This window comes from Pseudomonas putida group bacterium ESBL64, assembly GCF_045277175.1.
Taxonomy (GTDB): domain Bacteria; phylum Pseudomonadota; class Gammaproteobacteria; order Pseudomonadales; family Pseudomonadaceae; genus Aquipseudomonas; species Aquipseudomonas alloputida.
This window is the reverse complement of record NZ_CP145799.1, coordinates 4,535,889-4,550,562: the sequence shown is the minus strand read 5'-3', so window position 1 is coordinate 4,550,562 and position 14,674 is coordinate 4,535,889. Positions and strand designations below refer to the sequence as shown.

15 protein-coding genes are annotated in these 14,674 nt (G+C 61.2%); 7 read left to right on the top strand and 8 right to left on the bottom strand.

The features are described from left to right. Positions 1 to 29: 29 nt before the first annotated feature. The gene (locus tag V6093_RS20645; RefSeq protein WP_060545173.1) at positions 30 to 2,096 is read right to left on the bottom strand and encodes an AsmA family protein; all 2,067 of its coding nucleotides are present in this window, start codon (positions 2,094 to 2,096) and stop codon (positions 30 to 32) included. A gap of 340 nt (positions 2,097 to 2,436) precedes the next feature. On the opposite strand from V6093_RS20645, the gene V6093_RS20640 reads away from it, so the two are divergent. The 4 genes from V6093_RS20640 (at position 2,437) to V6093_RS20625 (ending at position 5,019) form a co-directional block, all read left to right on the top strand. Then, positions 2,437 to 2,754 carry a hypothetical protein gene (locus V6093_RS20640; RefSeq protein ID WP_406669598.1) on the top strand — a complete coding sequence of 106 codons (318 nt, stop codon included), beginning with the start codon at positions 2,437 to 2,439 and terminating at the stop codon, positions 2,752 to 2,754. Positions 2,755 to 2,876: 122 nt separating this feature from the next. Next, entirely contained in the window at positions 2,877 to 3,512 is a 636-nt protein-coding gene (locus tag V6093_RS20635) for a TetR family transcriptional regulator (RefSeq protein ID WP_003249603.1), read from the top strand. A 52-nt stretch (positions 3,513 to 3,564) separates the two neighbouring features. Continuing rightward, on the top strand, positions 3,565 to 4,665 hold the full coding sequence (locus V6093_RS20630) for an AGE family epimerase/isomerase (protein ID WP_144000465.1): 1,101 nt from the start codon (positions 3,565 to 3,567) through the stop codon (positions 4,663 to 4,665). A 105-nt stretch (positions 4,666 to 4,770) separates the two neighbouring features. Continuing rightward, positions 4,771 to 5,019: a hypothetical protein gene (locus V6093_RS20625; RefSeq protein ID WP_012053847.1), complete on the top strand. Its 249-nt coding sequence runs from the start codon at positions 4,771 to 4,773 to the stop codon at positions 5,017 to 5,019. A 48-nt stretch (positions 5,020 to 5,067) separates the two neighbouring features. Here V6093_RS20625 and V6093_RS20620 read toward each other — a convergent pair whose 3' ends face one another. Beyond that, entirely contained in the window at positions 5,068 to 5,832 is a 765-nt protein-coding gene (locus tag V6093_RS20620; RefSeq protein WP_003249597.1) for an SDR family oxidoreductase, read from the bottom strand. Between the two features lie 25 nt (positions 5,833 to 5,857). Here V6093_RS20620 and V6093_RS20615 point away from each other — a divergent pair, with 25 nt between their 5' ends. Then, positions 5,858 to 6,391, top strand: a complete 534-nt coding sequence (locus tag V6093_RS20615) for a hypothetical protein (RefSeq protein WP_274082889.1) — start codon at positions 5,858 to 5,860, stop codon at positions 6,389 to 6,391. Between the two features lie 33 nt (positions 6,392 to 6,424). Here the strand turns inward: V6093_RS20615 and V6093_RS20610 are convergent, their stop codons facing one another. From V6093_RS20610 to V6093_RS20590, 5 genes are all read right to left on the bottom strand, one after another. Continuing rightward, positions 6,425 to 7,141 carry an ABC transporter ATP-binding protein gene (locus tag V6093_RS20610; protein WP_004576969.1) on the bottom strand — a complete coding sequence of 239 codons (717 nt, stop codon included), beginning with the start codon at positions 7,139 to 7,141 and terminating at the stop codon, positions 6,425 to 6,427. Continuing rightward, on the bottom strand, positions 7,138 to 8,013 hold the full coding sequence (locus V6093_RS20605) for an ATP-binding cassette domain-containing protein (RefSeq protein WP_003249594.1): 876 nt from the start codon (positions 8,011 to 8,013) through the stop codon (positions 7,138 to 7,140). The genes V6093_RS20610 and V6093_RS20605 overlap by 4 nt, the downstream gene beginning before the upstream one ends. After that, positions 8,010 to 9,311: a high-affinity branched-chain amino acid ABC transporter permease LivM gene (livM, locus tag V6093_RS20600; RefSeq protein WP_003249592.1), complete on the bottom strand. Its 1,302-nt coding sequence runs from the start codon at positions 9,309 to 9,311 to the stop codon at positions 8,010 to 8,012. Before livM ends, V6093_RS20605 begins: the two co-directional genes overlap by 4 nt. Positions 9,312 to 9,313: 2 nt before the next feature. After that, positions 9,314 to 10,228 (bottom strand): ABC transporter permease subunit, encoded by a 915-nt coding sequence (locus tag V6093_RS20595; RefSeq protein ID WP_003249590.1) that lies wholly within the window; start codon positions 10,226 to 10,228, stop codon positions 9,314 to 9,316. A 154-nt stretch (positions 10,229 to 10,382) separates the two neighbouring features. Then, entirely contained in the window at positions 10,383 to 11,519 is a 1,137-nt protein-coding gene (locus V6093_RS20590) for a branched-chain amino acid ABC transporter substrate-binding protein (protein ID WP_014860425.1), read from the bottom strand. A gap of 511 nt (positions 11,520 to 12,030) precedes the next feature. On the opposite strand from V6093_RS20590, the gene pncB reads away from it, so the two are divergent. Together pncB and nadE are read left to right on the top strand one after the other, a co-directional pair. Continuing rightward, complete coding sequence (gene pncB / locus V6093_RS20585; protein ID WP_047604668.1) at positions 12,031 to 13,236, top strand: nicotinate phosphoribosyltransferase; 1,206 nt, start codon at positions 12,031 to 12,033, stop codon at positions 13,234 to 13,236. A gap of 3 nt (positions 13,237 to 13,239) precedes the next feature. Beyond that, a complete protein-coding gene (gene nadE, locus V6093_RS20580; protein WP_003249583.1) occupies positions 13,240 to 14,067 on the top strand; it encodes an ammonia-dependent NAD(+) synthetase in 828 nt (275 codons plus the stop codon). Between the two features lie 102 nt (positions 14,068 to 14,169). Here the strand turns inward: nadE and azu are convergent, their stop codons facing one another. Then, on the bottom strand, positions 14,170 to 14,619 hold the full coding sequence (azu, locus tag V6093_RS20575; protein ID WP_003249580.1) for an azurin: 450 nt from the start codon (positions 14,617 to 14,619) through the stop codon (positions 14,170 to 14,172). Positions 14,620 to 14,674: the final 55 nt, after the last annotated feature.

Genomic DNA, 14,674 nt, shown 5'->3' with positions numbered 1-14,674 from the left:
CCCTCATGGGGCCGCTTTGCGGCCCCTTGCTATTTCCGCGCTTTCACCGCTGCCGGCGCCTTGCCTGCCTTCATCTGCTGCAACAACGGTGTGCACTGGTTCGGGTCATCCCCGCTGCTGGGCGCAATCAGCGCCAGCAACCCCGCCGCCGGCCCAGCCACCACACCCAGCGCAACCATGCCTGCGCCACGCAACGCCAGCGGCAATGCCTGCACACCGGCGTTCGGTTTGGCAAACGGTCCGCGCACATACAGGGGTGAACGCAGCGAGAACAACCGCAGCCCTTTCGATTCCGGGGTGATGTTCAAATCCAGTTGCTCGGAAGCGAAATTCGCCGTGCCGTCGATGTAGATGATCGCGTTCTCGGTATCGAAGATGAACAGCCGCGTAGTCGCCAGGCCATCCTTGATGCCCACATCGGCCGCCGCACAGTTGATCTTCACGTCCTCATCACCAAACAGCTTGCCGACCACATAGTTGCCCACGTTCAAGCCGGCAATTTCCATCAGGCTGCGGCTGATGGCGCCATCGTTGATCAGCATGCGCAAGTCGCCATTGGCTGTACCCAGCAAGGCGGCTACCGAGTTGCCACGGCCGCTGATGTCGGCGTCGCCATTGAGCTCACCAAAGCTGGTCTGCATTGGCGCGAAGGTAGGGAACAGTTGCTTGAGCTTGAAGCCACGCGCAGTCAACTTCGCGCGCCCCTGCAAGGGCACGCTGCGCCCGTCCAGGCGGATGTTGGAGGCCAGGCTGCCGCCGGCCACGCCAAAGCGCAGGGGCTCCAGGCGTAACAGGCCGTCTTCGAGCACCACATGGGCCGACAGGTCAGTGAACGGCAGTTGCGCGCTGTGCACGATGCGCTTGCCAGCAAAGGTGACATCAGCGTCCATTGCCCGCCAACGCTCGGTGCGAAACGCCTCCACTGGCAGCACCTTGCCTGCAGGCTGCTTGCTGGCACCGCCGCGGGCCTTCTGTTCGGCATTGGAGTCGGCACCGATCAGCGGCGCCAGGTCCTTGAACAGCAACTGGTTCGATACCAGGTTGCCGGACAGTCTGGGCCGTGGCTGGCTGGCAACGAAGGCCAGGTCCCCATGGATATCGCTGTCGCCGATCTTGCCGTTGAAGCCCTGGTAATTGAACGACGCCCCTTGCGCCGCCTGCAGGTTGGCGCTTAGGCGGCCGTCGGTGGAATAGGCCGGGGTGTCAGGCAAGGTGACGCCGGTCAATGGGTAGAGGTTGCCCAGGCTGGCACCCGACAAACGCAGGCGCAGGTCGAGGGCACCAAGGTTGCGCGGGTCGGTGAGGGTGCCGGCGAGCACCACATGGGTGTCGGCGATGCGCACGTCGGCCTGCAGCGGGAACGGCTGGCTGGCGTCCTGCAGGGCCAGCAGGCCGCCGATCTTGCCGGTGCCGGACACTGGCTGGCCTTTGTAGCGGCCCTGGGCCTTGAGGCCGAAGGCATAGTCCTGCGCACCACCGGCCTTCTCGGCGCTGGCCTTGCCGACAATCTCACTGAACGGGATTGGCTTGCCAAGCGGGTCAATCTGCACCTTCATGCTGGTTTTGAGGGTCTGGTCGTCGAAGCTGACGTTGCCTTGGTCAAAGCCGATGGCGCCGATGTCCAGCTGCCATTTGGAAGGTTCAGCGTTTTCATCCTTGGGGCCGAAGTCGAAGACCCAGTTGGCGCGGCCATCGGCCAGGCGAGTGAGGCTGGCAGTGGGCTTGGTGAGGTTGATGCGGGGTATGCTGATCTGCTGGAACACCAGCGGTAGCGGCGCCAGGCGAAACTCCACGCGCTCAAGGCCGACCATCTTCGGCTCCTTGAGCCACTCGGGGTTGCCCAGCGTCAGGTCTTCGGCAATAAAGTGCGGCCAAGGCACCCAGGCACGCCAACCGCCCTCTTCGGGCTCGGTACGCCAGTGCACGGCGAGGTTGCCGTTGATCGCGAAGGGCCGATGCAAGGCTTCGGAGACCTTCTCGTTGAGCAGTGGCTTGACGCGGTTCCAGTCGAAGGTGGCAATCACTACCACCAGGATCGCCAGCACGGTAAGCAGGCTGGCGAGGGTCCAGACGAGGATTCTGGCGGGACGCGTCATTGCGTATTTCTCCTTGCGGCATGACAGAAAACAGGCGCAGCGATAGCCTCAATAACTCCGACTGATGAAAACCCGTGAGGTTTTATCGGTGGCGCCATGATAGCGAAGTTTTTCCTGGCCTCTTGCTCAGAAATTTGTCTTACCAGACTGCACATGTTACCCACCGCCAACCGGGCAAGGGGATTGCCTGCATGGCTGCAATGGCCGGAATAGACGCCCTGAAAACCTCTATCAATATGGTCGATTGTTACCATTACCCGTATGAACTTCTCTCTGGCGTTACGCGGCGTAGCATTGGCTTCGTACCCACTTTCCAGCCCCCGAGAGGAGCACCGAAATCATGAAACGCCATCTGCTGACCCTGACCCTGTCCCTTCTGGCCGCCAACGCTTTCGCCCTGCCGGCGTCCGAGCAACACCTGACGTCCGAAGCGCGCTCCAGCGCTGCCGAAATCGCCCAGCCGCTGAAAACCGTCGCTGAAGGCGGCTCCGATCGCCTGATCGAACGTTCTGGCCGTGTTGCCGAAGGTGGCGCTGATCGCCTGATCGAACGTTCCGGCCGTGTTGCCGAAGGTGGCGCTGATCGCCTGATCGAACGTTCTGGCCGCGTTGCCGAAGGTGGCTCGGATCGCCTGGTTGAACTCAGCCGTGTGAGCTGATCGCCATGGCCGAAAAGAACAACTTCTGTCACAACACTTGCTCCCCTCCAGGCCCGGTCCATTGACCGGGCTTTGTTTTTTTATCTAGAGTGCCCAGCCTGACCGTTACAGAAGCCCGCATCATGCTGCCGCGCGCCGAACAGAAGCTACAGACCCGCCAGGCCCTGCTCGATGCCGCCTGCCTGCTCATGGAGAGTGGCCGTGGTTTCGGCAGTATCAGCCTGCGCGAAGTGGCGAAGACAGCTGGCATCGTGCCGACCGGCTTCTATCGGCATTTCTCCGACATGGACGCTCTGGGCCTGGCCCTTGTCGCCGAAATCGACACCACCTTCCGCCAGACCATCCGCCTGGTGCGCCAGAACGAATTCGAACTGGGCGGCATCACCGACGCCTCGGTGCGCATCTTCCTCGACGTGGTCGCCGCCCACCGCGCGCAGTTCCTGTTCCTGGCCCGCGAGCAATACGGCGGTGCGCAGGCCGTGCGCCAGGCCATTGCCCGCCTGCGCCAGGATATCAGCGACGACCTTGCCACCGACCTTGCTCGGATGAAGCGCTGGCAACACTTGGACAGCGCCGCACTTGCGGTGATGGCCGACCTGGTGGTGAAAACCGTGTTCGCCACCCTGCCCGAGCTTATCGACAACCCGGAAGCGGGTTATCCACAGGCCCTGACGCCCCAGGAAAAGATCACCCAGCAGTTGCGCTTCATCTTTGTCGGGGCGCGGCATTGGCAGGGGCTCGGCAACCCAGGCTACTGAAAACCCCACTTCTGCTACCATGGCGCCCTGCCCGACAGCGACGAGCGCCGAAATGTCCGACCCCCGCCCCACCCTGCCCGAACTGGCCCGCTTCAACCAGCACTTCGCCGAACGCATCGTGCCGCTGTGGCAAGGCCCGGGCTGGAACGCCGACATGGCTCTGCCCTACGAAGCGCTGGACGCCCAGCACCATCCGTTGCCGGTGCAGCGCTACCGGGCCATGGCCTGTGCACGCCAGCTGTATGTGTTCAGCAGCCGTATCGGGCAACCGGGCGCTGCGGAGCGTGCCGCAGCCCTGTTTCGCTCGCTGCAAAAGCACTTCCACGATGCCGAGCACGGTGGCTGGTTCTACAGCATCGACGCCCAAGGCAAGCCGCTGGACCGGCGCAAGGACCTGTATACCCACGCCTTCATCGTGTTCGCCTGCGCGCACTACTGGGGCAAAGTGCGCGAAAGCCTGGTGGAGTCCACGTTGAATGCCGCGCTGGACATCATCGACCAGCAGTTCGCCCGTGACGATGGCCTGTACGAAGCCTGCCTGGGCGAAGACTGGGCCGACCTCGGCAGTGGCCCGCTGCAGAACCCGCAGATGCACCTGGCCGAAGCGTTCCTGCAAGTAATGGCTGTGCGTGGCGACGAACATGTCCGCCAGTCACTGCTGCAATTGTGTCAGGCGCTCGAGGCACATTTCATTGAACCGGCCCATGGCCTGATGCTGGAAAAGCCACGCGGGGCTGTGGATAACTGGTTCGAGCCGGGCCACCAGTTCGAGTGGTTCTATCTGCTGCATACCTCCCCGCTGCTGCGTGACACGCCGCTGCATGCGTCGATAGACCGTGCCTTCGGTTTTGCCGAGCAATTCGGGGTGAAAAATACGGCAGTGCTGGCAATGCTGAACGTGGATGGCCGGGTGCTTGATGCCTCCCAGCGTATCTGGGCGCAGGCCGAGTACCTGCGGGCGCTTACATTGCGTGAAGGCAGTGAAGCAAAGCTCGCGGGGCAGTTGGGCGCCCTTTCAGCGCGGTTCCTGCGTGACGCCGGCTGGTATGAGTGCCGAGGGGGTGACGGCGCGGTGAGCAGAGATGACATGCCATCGACCACGCCTTATCACTTGGCTACCTGCCTGGAAGGGCTGAATCAGGCGAACTCCTGACTGTCCATACAACGAACCTGTCAGGGGTGAGCGTTTCCCTCTGCCGGAAGCATCTCCCCACGCCTATGTTGGTGCTCCTTTCTCGAACATTCAGGAGTAACCAACATGGAAGCAGAAGCCTTCAAGGCATTTGTCGAAGAGCAGATCAACCGAGCGGCACAGAAGATAATCGATCACGGCCACCGCTATGACGAGCACTCCCATGGCAAACTCAGCTACCTGCTAAGCCTGCGCCGTGTCATCAATTGCAAAGCAACGGCCGAGGACATGGGCCGGCATGACGCCATCAACGATGTCCTTCAAGCGTTAGGCATCATTCCTAAAGAAAGAACCAGCTTTTACTATATCAACTGAGCGATGCGTTGCTTCGCGAACCGGATCTTTCCGGTTCGCGCCTCTTGCTTAGCCTTTTGATCGGTCGATCGAGAACCCTGCCCAGTCCTGGCTCACCGGCATCAGTTCCAGGCTGTTGATATTGATGTGCGCCGGCTGGTTGAGGATCCAGAAGATGGTCTCGGCAATATCCTGTGGCTGGATCGGCTCCGCACCCGCGTAGGTAGCATCGTACTTGGCCTGGTCACCCCCGAAGCGCACCAGCGAGAACTCGCTCTCGCACAGACCCGGCTCGATGTTGCTCACACGCACGCCGGTACCGCGCAGGTCGCAACGCAGGCTCAGCGAGAACTGGCCGACGAAGGCCTTGGTGCCGCCATACACGTTGCTGCCCGGGTACGGGTAGTTGCCCGCCACCGACCCGACGTTCAGGATCGACGCGCCGCGGCCATGGGCGATGAGCCGTGGCAGCAGCAGGCGAGTGGTGTACATCAGGCCCTTGATGTTGGTGTCGACCATGGTTTCCCAGTCGTCCAGGCTGCAGTTCTGCGCAGCATCCACACCCAGCGCCAAGCCGGCGTTGTTGACCAGACCGCGAATTTTTTCAAAGCCGGCCGGCAGATTGGCAATAGCCTGCTCCATGGCTTTGCGGTCACGCACGTCCAGCACCAGGCCATGCACTTCGGTCTTGGCCGACAGTTCAGCGCACAGGGCGTCCAGGCGCTCTTTGCGGCGCCCAGTGAGTACCAGCTTCCAGCCGGCTTCTGCGAAGCGGCGGGCAGTGGCCTCGCCAAAACCGGAAGTCGCGCCAGTGATGAATACGGTGGACGTCATGCTGTGTTCCTCACGGTAGGTTGTCATGGCAGCTTTGCAGCATGCCCGCGCCTGGCCTTGGCAGCAAGTCGTTCAGGGGCTGTTCATTTTTTGTTCATATTCTGCAAACCCTTGCGGCAGAGGGCTCGCCGCCAGGTATACGCATGTTATCCACAAGGCTTTCCCCACGGATTGGGGGCAACTTGTCCACCGCACGGAACCCTTTCAGCGGGTTGTGGTCGGTGGATATCTTGGCGGTGATGGCGCAAGGCTTTCAAACATGCCGCCTGCAGCGGTCTGTCCAAGGTTTTTACACAGAGTTATCCACAGGATTATCGCAACACTTCAAGTGCATGCAGAGATCTTGAAAGCTTGGGGAAATCATCCACAACGGGGATATGAACAAAAAATGATCAAATCGCTACAGGGCTTGATACTCAAGGGCTTGAGCGATATGCCACCATGTTTTCCACAGGCGGCTCCACACTATCCGTGGAAAAGAGTTGGCCTGTGGAAACAATGGCTTGCGAAGGAATATGGGTGTGTTCGGGAGAAGGGAACGACAAGTTTTCCACATTGAGAAGGGGGCTGCATTGCAGCCCCTGCATACAACTCAGTGCCCGCCCAGATAAGCGTTACGCACTTCCTCATTGACCAACAGTTCCTGCCCGGTCCCGGTCATGCGAATCTGCCCGTTGACCATCACATAGGCCCGGTCCGACAGTTTCAGCGCATGGTTGGCGTTCTGTTCCACGAGGAAGATGGTCATCCCGGTCTTGGCCAGTTCTCGCAGGGTCGAGAAAATCTGCTTGACCACGATCGGCGCCAGCCCCAGCGAGGGCTCGTCCAGCAACAGCAACTTCGGCCGGCTCATCAGCGCCCGGGCAATCGCCAGCATTTGCTGCTCGCCACCCGACATGGTCATGGCCCGCTGGTTACGCCGCTCCTTCAACCGCGGGAACAGCTCGTACATACGCTGCATGTCTTCGTCGGCATGCTTGTCGCCGATGGGGATGGTACCCATCATCAGGTTTTCCTCGACGGTCATGTCGGGAAACACCCGGCGCCCCTCCGGCGACTGGGCAATGCCGTTGGAGGCGATGTAGTGCGAGGATTTGCGGGTAATGTCGGTGCCGCGGTACACGATATGCCCGGATGCCGCCCGCGGCTGGCCGAAAATCGACATCAGCAGGGTCGACTTGCCGGCACCGTTGGCGCCGATCAGGCTTACCGTCTCGCCCTCGTTGATGTGCATCGAAACTTTCTTCAGTGCCTGGATCGGCCCATAGAACACGTCCAGGTCTTTCAGCTCGAGAATGGGTGCACTCATACCAGTTCCTCTTCGTCTGCACCCAGGTAGGCGGCAATCACCGTCGGGTTGTGGCGGATGTCCTGCGGCGCACCTTCGGCAATCACATTGCCGTGGTCCAGCACCACGATATGGTCGGAGATGCTCATGACCATGCCCATGTCGTGCTCGATCAGCACCACAGTGATGTCGTGCTCGTCACGCAGCACACGGATCATGCGGCTGAGTGCTTCGGTTTCCTGCGGGTTCAGGCCCGCCGCCGGTTCGTCCAGGCAGATGATCTTCGGCCGCGTGCACATGGCCCGGGCAATTTCCAGGCGGCGCTGCTGGCCGTACGACAGTTCGCCGGCCAAGCGGTTGGCACAATCGACCAGGTCGACCACTTCCAGCCAGTAGAAGGCGTGGTCCAGCGCATCGCTCTCCGCCTTGCGATAGGCCTTGGTGTTGAACACACCTGCCAGCAGGTTTCGGTTGACCCACATGTGCTGCGCCACCAGCAGGTTCTCCACCACCGACATTTCCTTGAACAGCCGGATGTTCTGGAAGGTGCGTGCCAGGCCGGCGCGGTTGACCAAATGGGTACCGCCGAACATCTTGTAGTACATGCGGTTGGCAAAGCGCGCAGGCGAAACGAAGTCGGCCGGCTGGAAGCGCTCACCGAGCAGCTGGATCACGTTGGTATGGCTGCCGCGCACGTTCAGCTCGATGCGCCCGCCACTGGCCTTGTAAAAGCCGGTCAGGCAGTTGAACACCGTAGTCTTGCCGGCGCCATTGGGGCCGATCAGGGCGAAGATCTGGTTGCGCCGGACCTTCAGGCTGACATCGCTGAGCGCCTTGATGCCACCGAACTGCATCATCAGGTTGTCGACCGAGAGAATGATATCGTCGCTCATGGCGCCACTCCTTTACGCGGGGTCACACCGGTACGGCTGATGCGGATCAGCCCACGCGGTCGCCAGATCATCATCAGCACCATCAGCACGCCGAACAGCAGCACCCGGTATTCGGAGAAGCTGCGTAGCAGCTCTGGCGCCACGGTCAGCACGAACGCCGCAATGACCACGCCCACGGTCGAGCCCATACCCCCCAGTACGACAATGGCGAGGATCAACGCCGACTCGAAGAAGGTGAATGAAGACGGGTTGACGAAACCCTGGTAGGTGGCAAAGAACACCCCGGCCAGGCCGGCGGTAGAGGCGCCAAGGGTAAACGCCGAGAGCTTGACCAATACGTGGTTCAGGCCCATCGAACGGCAAGCGATCTCGTCTTCGCGCAGCGCTTCCCAGGCCCGGCCGACCGGCATGCGGGTCAGGCGGTGCTTGATGTACAGCACCGCCAGCACGACCATGAACAGCACCGCATAGATGAACACGAACTTGAGGTTGGCGTTGTATTCGAAGCCGAAGAACTCATGGATCGGCACCCCACCGTCCTTGGCGCGGCGGCCGAACTCCAGGCCGAAGAAGGTTGGCGATGGCGCCGGCATGCCGTTGGGGCCACCGGTGAACGACAGCCAGTTGTTCAGCACCAGGCGAATGATTTCGCCAAAGCCCAGGGTCACGATCGCCAGGTAGTCACCGTGCATCCGGAGCACCGGGAAGCCCAGGATGCACCCCGCCAACGCCGCCGCGATGGCCGCCAGCGGCAGCACGCTCCAGAAGCCCAGGCCAAGGTATTGGTACCCCAGCGCCAGGCCGTAGGCACCGATGGCGTAGAACGCTACATAACCCAGGTCGAGCAGGCCGGCCAGGCCCACCACGATGTTCAGGCCCAGGCCCAGCAGTACGTAGATCAGGCCAAGAATGACCACAGTCAGCAGGTACTTATTGGCGAAAATCGGGAAGACGATGGCAATCACCACCAGCGCCGGGATGATGTAGCGTAGCCGCGACACATAGTTCGGCGCGCGCACATGCACGCCCGAGCCGCCACTGTCGAAGCCCTCGAGCATGCGCCGCCCGGCAGCGGTCTGCACGTACAGGCTGAGCAGGAAACGCCCGAGCATCACCCCGCCGACCAGCCAGGCAACCCGACGAGGTTCGGCGTTGAAGGTATAACCGTCGAGCACCACGCCGACGATCGGGCCGAAGACAATCAGCGCCAGCAAGCCGGCAACGATGGTCTCGAGCAGGCTGCGCTTGATATCGAAACCTTTGGTTTCAGAGGCAGAGGCAATTTTGGCAATCGACATGTTCACACCTTAGCCACGAGCGGGCGACCCAGCAGGCCTTGTGGGCGGAAGATAAGGATCATCACCAGCAGCGAGAAGCTGAACACGTCCTTGTAGTCGGAGTTGATCAGGCCGGAGAACAGCGACTCGGAAATACCCAGGATGATACCGCCGAGCATCGCGCCAGGCAGCGAGCCGATGCCACCGAGCACAGCAGCAGTGAACGCCTTGATACCGATGATGAAGCCGGCGTAGAAGTCGAAGGTGCCGTAGTTCATGGTGATGAGCACGCCGGCCAGGGCGGCCATCACTGCACCGATGACGAACACGTAGGAGATTACCCGGTCGGTGTTGATACCCAGGATCGAGGCCATCTTGCGGTCTTGCTGGGTAGCACGGCACATGCGGCCGAGCTTGGTGTACTTGATCACGTAGGTCAGCAGGCCCATGCCGACAAAGGCCGCCACCAGGATGAAGATCTTGGTATAAGTCAGTTGCACGAAGCCGGACCCGACTTCGACACGCATAGCACCTTCCAGCAGGGTTGGCACGCCTTGCTGGCGGGCGCCCTGGCTGATCTGTGCGTAGTTCTGCAGGATCAGCGAAATGCCGATGGCACTGATCAGCGGTGCCAGGCGGGTGGAGTTACGTAGCGGTTTGTAGGCGATGCGCTCGATGGTGAAACCATAAACGCCGGTGACGACGATGGTGAACAACAAGGTGCCCAGCATCAGCAGGGGGAACGATTCGACACCGAAGTAAGCCAGCAATGCCAGGCTGATCGCCGCGAGGTAAGCGGAGATCATGTACACCTCGCCGTGCGCGAAGTTGATCATGCCGATAATGCCATAGACCATTGTGTAGCCGATGGCGATCAGGCCATAGACCGACCCGAGGGTCAGGCCGTTGACCAGTTGCTGCAGGAAAATACCATCCATAACGCAATCTCACCTGATTGAGATTGCACGAGCGCCGACCACGGCGGGGGCCACCTGTGCGGGGCCCTCGCAGCGCAGAACTGTGCAGATCTACGAATAAAGACAGGTACCGCGGGGCTTGGGCCCGAGCAACCGCCCGGGCCGCGGGCCGTTGTTATTTTTGTTTTTCCAGCTGGTGGTATTTACCGGTCTTGTCCCACTGGTAGACCACGTAGTCGGACACGGTCAGGTCGCCCTTGCTGTCCCACTTCTTCTCACCCATGACGGTCTGCACCGGGTTGGCCTTGAGCCACTTGGCAGCGTCTTCGCCCTTGTTCGACTTCGCGCCATTGAACGCGGCAGCCAGAGCCTGCAGCGAAGCGTAGGCGTACAGGGTGTAGCCCTCAGGTTCGGTGCCAGCCTTGCGGAACTCCTCCACCACCGCCTTGCTGTCTGGCAGCAGGCGCGGGTCGGCACCGAAAGTCATGTACACGCCGTCAACGTATTGCGCGCCGCCGGCGGTAGACACCAGTTCGTCGGTGACGATGCCATCATCGGACATGAACTTGACGTCCTTCAGGCCCTGCTCGCGCAGCTGGCGTACCAGCGGGCCGGCTTCCGGGTGCAGGCCGCCGAAATAGACCACGTCGGCACCGGTAGAGCGGATCTTGGTGACCACAGCGCTGAAGTCTTTCTCGCCCCGGGTGAGGCCTTCGTACAGCACAGGCTCCACGCCGCGTTTCTTCAGCTGAGCCTTGGTCGCGTCAGCCAGGCCTTGGCCGTAGGTGTCCTTGTCGTGCAACACCGCGACCTTCTTGCCCTTGAGCACGTCGACGATGTAGTCGCCAGCGACGATACCCTGCTGGTCGTCACGGCCGCACATGCGGAACATGGCGCTCAGGCCGCGCTCCGTGACCGCTGGGTTGGTGGAGCCTGGGGTGATGGCGATCACGCCCGCCTCGTCATATACCTCGGACGCCGGGATCGTGTTGGAGGAACAGAAGTGGCCCACTACGCCGATCACCTTGTCCTGGTCGACCAGTCGGTTGGCCACGGCCACGGCTTGCTTAGGCTCACAGGCGTCATCGCCTTTGACCAGGACGATTTTCTCGCCATTCACGCCACCGGCGGCGTTGATCTTGTCGGCCGCTGCCTGCGCACCTTTCATGTACTGCTCGCCAAACGCTGCGTTGGCACCGGTCATTGGGCCCGCTACACCGATCTTGACGTCGGCCTGAACATACGAAGAAACACCCAGCGCCGTAGCTACGGCCAGAGCCAGGAAACCTTTCTTGTAAAACGTCTGCGACATGAGGTGGTGCTCCTAGAGTTTTTTTGGTTGGCACTACAACTACTCAGCCCTGTGCTCAGAGCAAGGGCCGTGCCATCGGTTTTGTCTTCCGGGAAAACACACTGTGCAGGGTGCCTGTAGGCGACGGGCGGCCTTTTCTTTATTGAGCGTGCAACCGTCTGCCACGCGGCAGGCGCCACCACACGTACAGACAAGGAGCAACCGTCGAGTGCCATCATTGCAACCCTGGCAAGTGTTTACGTGCAACCGCCCTGTAACAGCGGACGTCACCGAACTGCACACCGCTGGTGCGCGACTGCTACAGGCGGCACCGTTTCAAGGCTAGCTGGTGCACGGAAAAACACCTCTGTTTTGGCTGTTTCGGCCTCTTCGCGGGCACGCCCGCGCCTAAAATAGGAACAAGTCCCCGCACCGTGTAGGGGCGGGCTTGCCATGAAGAGGCCGGAACAGCCACACAAGGGGTAAAAGGCTGGCACAATGGCCGCCAATCGCCGCTTCCGGAGCCCCCTTGATGAGCGAAAGCGCATTCGCCGAGCGCATCGTGCACAACTTGCTCGACACCGACTTCTACAAACTCACCATGATGCAGGGAGTGCTGCACAACTACCCGGACGCCGACGTCGAATGGGAATTCCGCTGCCGCAACGGTGAGGATCTGCGCCCCTACCTCGGCGAAATTCGCAATGAGCTCGAGCGGCTTGGCGACCTCACCCTGGACGATGGCCAGCTGGCCTTCCTCGAACGCATCAGCTTCCTCAAGCCCGACTTTTTACGCTTTCTGCGACTGTTCCGCTTCAACCTGCGCTACGTGCACGTCGGCATCGAAAACGACCAGCTGTTCCTGCGCCTGAAAGGTCCGTGGCTGCATGTGATCCTGTTCGAAGTGCCGCTGCTGGCCATCATCAGCGAAGTACGCAACCGCAATCTGCACCCGCACATGCGCCTGGCCGAGGCGCGGGATCAGTTGTACCGCAAGTTTGACTGGCTGCGTGCACATGCCAGCGACGACGAGCTGGCCGAACTGCAGGTGGCCGACTTCGGCACCCGCCGGCGCTTTTCCAGCCGCGTGCAGGAGGAAGTGGTAAGGGTGCTGCGCGACGACTTCCCCGGCCGTTTTGTCGGCACCAGCAACGTCGACCTGGCATGGAAACTGGATATCAAACCGCTGGGCACCATGGCCCACGAGTGGATCATGGCCCACCAGCAGCTCGGCCCCCGGCTGATCGACAGCCAGATCGCCGCGCTGGACTGCTGGGTACGCGAGTACCGCGGCTTGCTCGGCATCGCCCTGACCGACTGCATCACCATGGATGCCTTCCTCGGCGATTTCGACCTGTACTTCGCCAAGCTGTTCGACGGCCTGCGCCATGATTCGGGCGAGCCGGTAGCCTGGGCGGAAAAGGCCATTGCCCATTACCAGAAACTGGGTATCGACCCGATGACCAAGACCCTGGTGTTTTCCGACGGCCTCAACCTGACCCGCTCGCTGGAAATTTTCCGCGCCCTGCGCGGCCGCATCAACGTCAGCTTTGGCATCGGCACCAACCTGACCTGCGACATCCCTGGTGTGGCACCCATGAGCATCGTGCTTAAAATGACCGACTGCAACGGCGCGCCGGTGGCCAAGATCTCTGACGAAGCCGCCAAGACCCAGTGCCGCGACGAGAACTTCGTCGCCTACATGCGTCACGTATTCAATGTCCCCAGCAAGGAGTAACCCATGCAAGCGGTTCAGCAAGAGATTGCCCAGGCGCTGAAGGTACAGCCGCCGTTCGCCGACGCGGCAGCGCTCGAGGCCGAAGTCGCCCGACGGGTGGCGTTCATCAAGGACTGTCTGGCCAATGCTCGACTCAAGACCTTGGTGCTGGGCATCAGCGGTGGCGTCGACTCACTGACTGCCGCCCTGCTCGCCCAGCGCGCCATCAACGAGCTGCGCGCCGAGACCGGCGACAAGGCCTACACCTTCATTGCCGTGCGCCTGCCGTACCAGGTACAGCATGACGAGCATGACGCCCAGGCATGCCTGGATGTGATCAAGGCAGATGAAGTTCACACGGTGGATATCGCCCCGGCAGTGCGTGCATTGGCAGCTGAAGTGGCGGCGTTGAAGAATGGCTCGCCGACGTTGGTGGACTTCGTGGTTGGCAACGTCAAGGCACGTACCCGAATGGTCGCCCAGTACACCATCGCTGGCGCCCGCGCAGGTCTGGTGATCGGAACCGACCACGCCGCCGAGGCGGTGATGGGCTTCTTTACCAAGTTTGGTGATGGTGCCTGCGACCTGGCGCCGTTGAGTGGGCTGGTGAAGAATCAGGTGCGGGCGATTGCGCGCAGCTTCGGTGCGCCGGAGTCACTGGTGGAAAAGGTGCCAACGGCCGACCTGGAAGACCTGGAGCCGGGCAAGCCGGACGAGGCGTCACATGGCGTGACCTACGCGCAGATCGATGCCTTCCTGCATGGGCAGCCGGTTGACCAGGCAGCGTTCGACATCATCGTCGCCACCTACCGCAAGACCCAGCACAAGCGCGAACTGCCGTTCGCTCCTTGATAAGTGGCCTGCAGGAGCGGGTTCACCCGCGAATACGAGGGTGAACCCACCGACGCATTCGCGGGTGAACCCGCTCCTACAGGGTTCGCCGTCAGCCTTTGATTACTTGACGATGACCTTGCCTTTCATCATCGAGATGTGGCCCGGGAAGGTGCAGAAGAAGCTGTAGTCACCACCGGCTTCCAGCTTGGAAGTGTCGAACTTCACTTCGGTTTCTTTCTCAGGCGCGCCGATCATCTTGGTGTGGGCGATGATCGCGGCGTTGTCAGCCTTCAGGTAGTCCTTATCCAGACCCTGGCTCATGCCTTCGGTGGCAATGGCCTGCATGTCGGCAGTCTTGCTGATCACCAGGTTGTGGCCCATGACGTTCTTCGGCAGGTTGCCAGAGTGGGTCAGTTTGACGGTGAATTCCTTGCAGCTCTTGTCGACAGTGAATTCCTTGCTGGTGTAGGACATCTGGTCAGTCGAGTCGACAGTGACCGAGCACTCGGCGGCGAAGACAGAAGCGCTGGCGAGGGTCAGCAGGGATACCGCTACAGCTTTCGCAAACATCATGAATCTCCTTGGCAGGGTTTTATCAATTGCGAGACTGCCTGAAACCGTTCAG